Raw genomic sequence first — 8,535 nt, forward strand, 5'->3', positions numbered from 1 at the left:
GTTAGAATCATGGCATATTGCCATCATCGGGATATGGAGGCATGGAAATGCTTTTCAAGTCCTAGTCAAAATGCATCCATAGCTAGACGGTGCCAGCGGTAGGGTTATCGAGCCAACCAGGCCGATCAGGCGGCATGGGATAGGGCTCATCGCCCGAAGCTATGCAAGCTTGCCCAGTTCCCGGAGTTGGCGCAGCTTATTGGGGGGAAGCTTCAGCTCCAGTGGTCGCCCGAGCAGATCGCTGGATGGTTGAAGCGCACATACCCGGACGCGGCCAATCAGGTGTCACATGAGACCATCTACCGCAGCCTCTTCATTCAGGCCCGTGGCGCATTGAAAAAGGAACTACTGGAGCATCTGCGCCGCAGCCGTGCCATGCGCCGGTCGCTCCATCACACCCAGAAAACCAACAACCACGGCCGCATCAACGACACTCTTTCCATCAGCGAGCGACCAGCCAGCGTTGAAGATCGCGCAGTGCCAGGTCACTGGGAAGGTGACCTGTTGTGTGGCAGCAAAAACAGTCAGATTGCCACGCTGGTAGAGCGCCACAGCCGCTACGTGATGCTGGTAAAAGTGGCTGGAAAAGACACCCAGACAGTAGTGGATGCGCTAATCGAGAACGCTCAGAGACTGCCTCAGGAGCTCTACCGCTCCCTGACCTGGGATCGAGGCAAAGAAATGGCCGCTCACAAACGACTCACTCTGGCGACGGACATCCAGGTCTACTTTTGCGATCCTCAAAATCCTTGGCAGCGGGACAAATGAAAACACCAACGGGCTGCTACGACAGTATTTCCCGAAGGGCACTGATCTCTCGCTTTATTCGCAGGACAAGCTCGACGAGGTCGCCCGGCAGTTGAATGAGCGCCCCAGGAAAACCCTGGGGTATGCCACGCCTGCCGAACGGTTTAACCAAGCTGTTGCGTCGACCGGTTGAAACCACAGCCGTTTTCTGCCTTTCGTCGTCGGCCGCACGGGCCGGTCGGGAGCTGCCTCCCAGCGACTCTTCAAGCTTTCAATAAGCTCGCCTCCCTACTACGCCCCAGTATGTTTGCCCTCCACCAATCCCCCGCGCTAGACTGTTCCCGTCGTGGTAAATCCACGGCCGGGCGTGACAACCCGGGAACTAGGAGCGCGGTAGCGCCATAGCGGCTAGTCAGCACTTCGGTGTCGGCTATGGCTTTTCTATGGTGGGCCGTGCGGGGCAGGCTTCGGCCTGGCCGGTTCCCTTGGTTCCCGGTTGTCACCCCCGTGCGGTCCACCTCCATTCCGCGTGACAACGGGTGGTGGTGGCTCCTTAATCGAACCAAGGAGCACAACCAGAATGCATTACCTCCTTTTTACGCCCGCGCCCCGCCCTGTCGTTTTGTTTGTTTCCGATTGTCGTGCCACTTCGCACTGCGAGGTCTGCCATGACTGAACTGCCTTCCAATCTCCTGACTTTTCCTTCCACTCCCCGTTCGCCTTGCTCGGCTGATCTATCGGAGTCTAGGCCCTTGGCCGAGGCGGAGATGCGTGCCGAGATGATCCGGGGACTGCTCTGTCAGCTGCTCGACAACGACGGCGTGCAGACTCTCGATTTGCGTGCCCGCCTGCTGAGCTACGCAGCCCAGGAACTGCTCGATGAAATGGTCGTGCTGTATCGCCAAGCACTCGGGGCGAGTTCGGCGCACGCCTGATTGATCTGGGCCGCCCTTTGCGGCGGCCCAGCTCTGTCCTTTTGCTGGGCTTGTCTACGCCGAAACGCCATTCTTACAATCGTGCTAAGCAAGTTGGAGAAAGGCAAAGCGGCGGTACGCGCCGCCTCGAACACATCAGATTATCGCCAAGCTCGGACAGGCCGAGTTCTTTCTGCTGCAAACATGACTGCCGTAAAATACTGCCGCCTTATCTCCAGCTCAACGAGACGCTTGTGACCCTGACTGATGCAACGATCGCACTCCTGCTTGCGGCCAAGTTTCACGGTACAGATATAGCAGTTAAAGCCACTGCCAGGCGTTGCTCCCGGCACCTCCCCCGCAGCAAACGCGACCTCATGTTTACCGTCATGAACAGCCGCGAGCCCCTGAAGCTCGTCCAGCACATCGCTCAAAACCTGGACTAGCTGCCGCTTCGAAGCCGCCTGCTGAGGGCCGGGTGCGGTGCTCCATTCCCCGATGCAACCGCACGGCTGGGTAACAAAGCGGTGGTGTGAAGGGGCCGACTACCTGAAAGCCCCTCCGGGTGGGTTCAGGCTTTCAACTGGCGCAGGCCATCGGCCAGCAGCCACAGGGCTCGGTTCAGGCGCTGATCCTGATCAATGTCCTGCACGGGGCGGGTACGCTGGCGGTGCCCGTTGCCGCCACGCCCGAGCAGGCCGCCGCGAATGAGGCTTTCCTGGGTGCGGTTGAACACACTCCACAGGTCGGCGCGGTTGTCGTCGAGGCGACGCGCGGCCAGCACCTGCGATTCGGTAATCGGTGCCGGCTTGGCGGGGTCGTCATATTTGAGGACCAGCGCGGCACGGGCGAACACTTCGGCCTCGCCACCATCCAGCGTGACGGCCCGCATGGCCTCGCCGGACGCCTGCACCTGCTCCTGCTCCTGCTCCTGCTCCTGCTCCTGCTCCTGCTCCTGCTCAAAACCCTGCAGCACCTCGTAGGCGCCGTCAATCACCTGGGCGATCACGTCACCCTTGTGTGGCACGCGCACGTCCGCCACGGCGTCGCCACACACCAGGCCATTCTGGCAGACGAAGCGAAACATCCCGGCCAACATCTGGTAGCTGCTGGTGCCGTCGTGCGAGTTCAGCAGGATGATTTTCGTTGGCCTCGCCTCGAGCGTCAATCTGGCTGACGTGGCGCAGGCGGATCATGTGCTTGGTGAAGTCGCGCCGGTCGTCTCGGCGCACTCGGGTCTGGCACACCATGAAGGGCTCGAAGCCTCGCCGCGCAACTCCTGCAGCACGGTCGCGGTGGGAAAGTAGCTGTAGCGCTCGGAGCGGCTTTCGTGCGGCGCCTCGGCAAAGATGGAAGGAGCCACGGCGCGAATCTGCTCATCCGACAAGGGCATGCCGAGCGCAGCACCGGAGAGCGGTACGAGAAGCGGGAAGCAAGTTGCATAGTCATTCACCTGACAAGGTTTGCAGGTGAAACCCCACCGGATTCCTAGATTCGGAGCCCGCTTTCGGCTCTTCCGGTGGGGTCGGCGCAGAGACCTGGCTGACCTCGTTGCCACCGTCTTTCCTGAGTTCATCGCCCGCAACGGTCAGGAGCGCGCGGACGGGTGCCGTCAAGGAGGCAAGCGCCGGGTGGTGCGGCCCGCAGGCGCAGCCGAGGACACGGCCCGGCGCGCCTTGATGGCCCGAGGCCGCGCGCTACAGTCGCGACCAGGTGATGAGGTCAGGCAAAGGCGGATCGACAGGCAATGGCCGCAGCATGGGCGCCGGCCCCACGCAAGCGCAGCGCGCAGGCCTGGTGCAGCCGGACCGAAGGCATCAGCCGAGCACAGCGAGGGAACGATTGAAGCCCAAAGGGGCGAGACTCGTGCAGCGAGGCTCGATGCACAGCACGACAGCGCGCCCGACGATAGGCGGGGATGCCCAAACAGCTGGAAGTACCTGAGGAGCAGTCAAACAATGTGGTCTGGGGTACCGACACTCCCAGCAGGGTCAAATAGGCTGAAGCGACTTCACCATAAGGGATGACACATGCCTACAGCGCAGACCACTACCCCGCAGCAAGCCTGCGAAAACATCCTGATCGACGAAAAGCGCTACAACACCGAGCGCGGCATTCTGCGTAGCGAGAACGCCGTAATCGATCGCCTGCTCACTCGCAGTCTCGAGCTGAAACCAGCCTACGGCGAGCTGCACGAGAAGCTGCACTCGCATCCACAGGCACTCAGGGTGTTCCTGCGCCTTTTGCTAAGTACCGCAGCCTTTTGGAACCTGGAAAGGATCGCCAAGTCCCGCGCTCAGCGCGGCGAACTCGTCGAGACCAACCGCCAGATCGCGCGAAAGGCCGACGAGTTGGCGCAGTTGCTGGTGCAGCGCTCCCGACTGCATGACACCTCCGGTTTCAGCAGCCGCACCCACTATCACGTTTGCGACGTGATCGAGGCGGCGGCCGGGAAGCACTCGCTGTTCAATGCCTATGTGAAGGAGCGCCTGGACGCCCTCTGCGGCCAGTTCGATCTGAAGTACTGGCCCTCGCTGGATCAGCTTGTCCGCGCCGTAGCCGCGGACGCAGAAAGTGCCACTCTGGCGGCCACCGATCCGCTTACCCTAGCCGCGACGGTCGCGGCGCGGTCTTCGCGGGCCGACTTCTTCAAGGCACTGTTCGCCGCCATCAAGGAAAACAGCGCACAGACCGGTGGGCAACTGCCCGAAGGCTTCCGTCTCACCGATGGGACATTGGCATCATTGGCGAACTGCGCGTTGGACCTGGGGCCGGACGAGCTGGCGGACAGCGCCTATGTGAAACGATTACGCCAGCACCTCCGCGAGGACGACAGATGATTTCCAAGCCGGCCGCATTTGGCGGCGCAGCAAAAGGGGGCCGAAGCCCCCTGTGGCTAGAGCAATCCCTGCTCTGCGAATGAAACGGTTGCATCGCCGCCTACGATGATGTGATCCAGCGTGCGCACCTCCACCAGCGCCAGGGCCTCCTTGAGGCGCTGAGTCAGGACTTTGTCCGCCCGGCTTGGCTCTGGATTTCCGCTCGGATGGTTGTGCGAGAAGATCACCGCCGCGGCGTTGACGCGCAGTGCCTCCTTCACCACTTCGCGCGGATACACCGAAGCCTGGTCGATCGTGCCGCGGAATAACTCCACGTACTCAAGCATTCGGTGCTGGCTGTCGAGGAACAGCGCCGCGAACACCTCGTGCTCGAAACCGACCAGCTTGGTGCGCAGGTAGTCCTTGACCAGCTCCGGCGAGGTGAACAGCGCCCCGCGCTGATATTTCTGATCAATCGCCTGGCGCGCCACGCTCAGAATCTGATCCACAGACGCCGGCAGGTAGCGCCCCTGCGCGTCACGCACCAGCAGGAAGGAATCGAACGAGGAAAAGGAAAGTTGCGACATGGTCGTGCTCCGGTTGCTCGGGCGGAATTGCCCGGAACCGGCGCCAGCACGGCGCAGCGCAGCTGTCAGGGGTCAACGACGGCCCCCGGGACGCCAGCGTGCACGCACGCGCAGCCCTTGACGGCGAGAACGCCGTGATACGGTGAAGGGAACAGCAAGACCGCCCCACTCCACCCATGCCACGGATCGGCAAGCGGAGCGCGCAGGCCCGCAAGGCCGGAGACATCAGGTATCAAAGCCAAATGGCCGCGACTCGGCACGAGACGCGGGGCGAAGCCCGCGAGCCCGACGGCGGCACGCCGGGACACTCTTCTGATCGAGAACATAGGAACTCACCACTTCAGACCAAAAAAACAAATTAAAAGACTGAGGCTCATCGGCGAAGACTGAACCTCCGTCTGCTCCCAGGCCAGTTGCGGATATCAGGTAAGGCGGGGCCCACCCGAACCCAACAGTCCCGACAGATTTATCTGTCAAGAGCATGCCTCGACGCTGCCATCCCGCTAGCCGCAGGTTAGATCCCCTTACCCAGCATCGTGCCGTTAACGGTTTTACCGTAAAGGTTTACCCCGGCATTGGCATGGTACTTATCGCGAGTTTTTTCCACCGAGCCATCAATCAGGCGCGGGTCCTGTGGTCGTTCGTGGCTGTTCATGAATGCCGCCACGTTCCAGGCGTCTTCGTCCGACAAAGTGCCGCCTTTACCCAGTGGCATGTTCTCCTTGATGAACGCCGCGGCCGTGTTTATCCGATGCATGCCTGCACCCCAGTTGAACGAGTCTGGGCCCCAAAGTGGTGGGAACACGTAATCGTCACCTGACTTCTGCCCTTCCCCGTTCGGTCCATGACAGACGGAGCACTGCGCGGCGTAAACCTGTTCGCCCTTTGCAAGGTCATAACCGCCTTCGGGTTGCGGCACTTCGGGATAGGCTCGGCCTGGCAGCTCCTGCCCAATAGGTGCTCCGGTTGCAAGCCAGTAAGAGTAGGCCGAGAGCGCGGCGATTACCGGCCCGCCAGTTTCGGGCGCCTTACCGTTCATGCTGAACTGGAAGCAGCCCTGCACGCGCTCGGCATAGCTGTTCACCTTGCCGTTCTTCTTTCGGTACGCCGGGTACATGGTGTAAGCAGCCCAGAGCGGTGCAGAGTTGGCTTTTCGACCTTGTTCGAGGTGGCAGTTCGCACAGGCCATGCCGTTGCCAACATAGTCAGGTGCGTGCTTCTTGGTATTGACGAATATGGCGCGTCCTTGCTGAACCAATTTTCCGTAGGCGTTATCAGGCAGTTCGCTTTCCTGGGGCGGCTGAAAGTACCGGCTGCTGGCGGGATCACCGGCCCCGGTGAGGATTTGAGACTGATCTTCCACCGCGATCTCGTCCGCGAACACAGGGAAGGCAAAAGCAATCAATAGTGCGCTTGTCTGGGGCTTCATTTTGCTGCTCCTGTGTCGGTCAGGCCTGCGAAATACACCGAGACGGCCTTGATCTCGTCCTCTGTCAGGCTGCGTGCGATGTGGCCCATCAAGTCGTTGGGATCATTCTTGCGGGTGCCCTGACGCCAGGCAGTCAGCTGCGACGACAGATACTGCGCGGACTGCCCGGCCAGCGGCGGAAAGGCGTCGCCGACACCCGTTCCGCTAGGGCCGTGACAGGCGACACACTCGGGGATATTGCGATCCCAGGCGCCACGCAGAGCAAGTGTCTCGCCAGGTCCTTCGACCAACGCGGTACGGTCGATTCGCTCGACCTGCGGCTGAGGCTTGCTAGCCAGCATGGTTGTAACAGCGTCCACTTCCTCGCGAGTCAAGGCAGCGGCAATGGGCTGCATGATTGGATTATCGCGCGCACCGGACGCGAAATCAGCCAGCTGCTTACGCATGTACGCGACCGGGCGTGAGAACCCGACGTGTATGTCCAAGGCGCGGTTGCGCCGTAGCGCACAGATAGTGTTTGCACTGTGTTGTAGCGACGCTATGGCGGGCCGTGTGAGGCAGGCTTCGGCCTGGCCGGTTCCCTTGGACGCCGGTTCTCACCCTTGCACGGTCCGCCACCTACGCTCGTGAGAAGGCTGGATGGCGGCTCCTTAACTGTCCAAGGAGCACCAATATTATGCGTTATCTCCTTTTTACGCCCGCGCCCCGCCCGGTCTTTTCATTGGCTTTAAGCTGTCTGGCCATTTCGCGCTGCGAGGTGTGCCATGAGTGAACTACGTTCCAACCTCCTACCTTTTCCTAACAATGCTCGCAGGTATCGCTCGGCTGATCTATCGGCGTCTGGGCCTTTGGCCGAAGCGGAGATGCGTGCCGAAATGATCCGGGGACTGCTCTGTCAGCTGCTCGACAATGACGGCGTTCAGACCCTCGATCTGCGCGCGCGCCTGCTGGGCTATGCGGCCCAGGAGCTGCTCGACGAGATGGTCGTGTTGTATCGCCAAGCACTCGGGGCGAGTTCGGCGCACGCCTGATTGATCTGGGCCGCCCTTTGCGGTGGCCCAGCTCTGTCCTTTTGCTGGGCTTGTCTACGCCGAAACGCCATTCTTCAATCGTACTAAGCAAGTTGGAGAAGGCAAAGTGGTGGGTACGCGCCGCCTCGAATACATCAGATTATCGCCAAACTCGGACAGGCCCAGTTCATTTCATTGCAAACATAACTGCCGTAAAATGCTCCCGCCTTTTCTCCAGCTCAAACGAGACGCTTGTGACCCTGATTGATGCGGCGATCGCACTTCTGCTTGCGGCCAAGCTTCACAGCACAGATACAGCAGTAAAAGCCACCGCCAAGCGTTGCTCTCAGCGCCTCCCTCGCAGCAAACGCGACCTTATGTTTACCGTCATGGACAGCCGCGAGCCCTTGAAGCTCGTTCAGCACATCGCCCAAAACCTGGACTAACAGCGGCTTCGACAGCGGCCGGCTGATCCGACGTCTCGATACAACTGTGCGTGTCAGAACAGCCGCGCACGGCTGAGATAATGACTGCTATTGAAATGAAGGGGCCGACTGCCTGACGGCCCCCTTTGGGTGGTGGTCAGGCTTTCAACTGGCGCAGGCCATCGGCCAGTAGCCACAGGGCGCGAATCAGGCGCAGGTCCTGGTCGATGCCCTGCACGGGGCGGGTGCGCTGGTGGCGCTCGTTGCCGCCACGCCCGACCAAACCGCCGCGAATGAGGTTTTCCTGGGTGCGGTTGAACACGCTCCACAGGGGCGCGGTTGTCGTCGAGGCGACGCGCGGCCAGCGCCTGCGATTCGGTAATCGGTGCCGGCTTGGCGGGGTCGTCATATTTGAGGACCAGCGCGGCACGGGCGAACACTTCGGCCGCGCCACCATCCAGCGTGACGGCCCGCATGGCCTCGCCGGACGCCTGCTCCTGCTCCTGCTCCTGCTCCTGCTCCTGCTCCTGCTCAAAACCTGCAGCATCTCGTAGGCGCCATCAATCACCTGGGCGGTCACGTCACCCTTGTGTGGCACGCGCAC

8 protein-coding genes and 3 pseudogenes are annotated in these 8,535 nt (G+C 61.3%); 6 read left to right on the plus strand and 5 right to left on the minus strand.

What is annotated here, in order from left to right:
* Positions 1–105 precede the first annotated feature (105 nt).
* The 3 genes and pseudogenes from DQ405_RS19355 to DQ405_RS28655 form a co-directional block, all read left to right on the plus strand.
* A pseudogene (locus DQ405_RS19355) lies at positions 106–940 on the plus strand (IS30 family transposase); the annotation flags it as partial.
* Positions 941–1,415: 475 nt separating this feature from the next.
* Positions 1,416–1,682: a hypothetical protein gene (locus DQ405_RS19360; protein ID WP_168425695.1), complete on the plus strand. Its 267-nt coding sequence runs from the start codon at positions 1,416–1,418 to the stop codon at positions 1,680–1,682.
* Positions 1,683–1,915: 233 nt separating this feature from the next.
* Positions 1,916–2,107 carry a DUF7740 domain-containing protein gene (locus tag DQ405_RS28655; protein WP_446730896.1) on the plus strand — a complete coding sequence of 64 codons (192 nt, stop codon included), beginning with the start codon at positions 1,916–1,918 and terminating at the stop codon, positions 2,105–2,107.
* A 125-nt stretch (positions 2,108–2,232) separates the two neighbouring features.
* On the opposite strand, the pseudogene DQ405_RS19365 reads toward DQ405_RS28655, so the two are convergent.
* Positions 2,233–3,104, minus strand: a pseudogene (locus tag DQ405_RS19365) (DUF932 domain-containing protein).
* A 587-nt stretch (positions 3,105–3,691) separates the two neighbouring features.
* Here DQ405_RS19365 and DQ405_RS19370 point away from each other — a divergent pair.
* On the plus strand, positions 3,692–4,501 hold the full coding sequence (locus DQ405_RS19370; RefSeq protein WP_168425696.1) for a hypothetical protein: 810 nt from the start codon (positions 3,692–3,694) through the stop codon (positions 4,499–4,501).
* Between the two features lie 56 nt (positions 4,502–4,557).
* Here DQ405_RS19370 and radC read toward each other — a convergent pair whose 3' ends face one another.
* From radC to DQ405_RS19385, 3 genes and pseudogenes are all read right to left on the minus strand, one after another.
* On the minus strand, positions 4,558–5,067 hold the full coding sequence (gene radC, locus DQ405_RS19375; RefSeq protein ID WP_168425697.1) for a RadC family protein: 510 nt from the start codon (positions 5,065–5,067) through the stop codon (positions 4,558–4,560).
* A 514-nt stretch (positions 5,068–5,581) separates the two neighbouring features.
* Positions 5,582–6,496 (minus strand): c-type cytochrome, encoded by a 915-nt coding sequence (locus DQ405_RS19380; protein ID WP_168425698.1) that lies wholly within the window; start codon positions 6,494–6,496, stop codon positions 5,582–5,584.
* A pseudogene (locus DQ405_RS19385) lies at positions 6,493–6,945 on the minus strand (c-type cytochrome); the annotation flags it as partial. The gene DQ405_RS19380 and the pseudogene DQ405_RS19385, both read right to left, overlap by 4 nt.
* Before the next feature lie 315 nt (positions 6,946–7,260).
* On the opposite strand from DQ405_RS19385, the gene DQ405_RS19390 reads away from it, so the two are divergent.
* Together DQ405_RS19390 and DQ405_RS19395 are read left to right on the plus strand one after the other, a co-directional pair.
* Complete coding sequence (locus tag DQ405_RS19390; protein WP_168425657.1) at positions 7,261–7,527, plus strand: hypothetical protein; 267 nt, start codon at positions 7,261–7,263, stop codon at positions 7,525–7,527.
* Positions 7,528–7,760: 233 nt separating this feature from the next.
* Positions 7,761–7,952 (plus strand): DUF7740 domain-containing protein, encoded by a 192-nt coding sequence (locus tag DQ405_RS19395; RefSeq protein ID WP_168425699.1) that lies wholly within the window; start codon positions 7,761–7,763, stop codon positions 7,950–7,952.
* Positions 7,953–8,088: 136 nt separating this feature from the next.
* Here the strand turns inward: DQ405_RS19395 and DQ405_RS19400 are convergent, their stop codons facing one another.
* Positions 8,089–8,535: a DUF932 domain-containing protein gene (locus DQ405_RS19400; protein WP_342030431.1), complete on the minus strand. Its 447-nt coding sequence runs from the start codon at positions 8,533–8,535 to the stop codon at positions 8,089–8,091.

The organism is Pseudomonas sp. SST3 (assembly GCF_003325755.1).

What these genes read in the sequence shown, in the direction of transcription:
- DQ405_RS19370 (WP_168425696.1), top strand. Translation starts at nt 3,692, where the DNA reads ATGCCTACAGCGCAGACCACTACCCCGCAGCAAGCCTGCGAAAACATC.
- DQ405_RS19360 (WP_168425695.1), top strand. Translation starts at nt 1,416, where the DNA reads ATGACTGAACTGCCTTCCAATCTCCTGACTTTTCCTTCCACTCCCCGT.
- radC (WP_168425697.1), bottom strand. Translation starts at nt 5,067, where the DNA reads ATGTCGCAACTTTCCTTTTCCTCGTTCGATTCCTTCCTGCTGGTGCGT.
- DQ405_RS19390 (WP_168425657.1), top strand. Translation starts at nt 7,261, where the DNA reads ATGAGTGAACTACGTTCCAACCTCCTACCTTTTCCTAACAATGCTCGC.
- DQ405_RS19380 (WP_168425698.1), bottom strand. Translation starts at nt 6,496, where the DNA reads ATGAAGCCCCAGACAAGCGCACTATTGATTGCTTTTGCCTTCCCTGTG.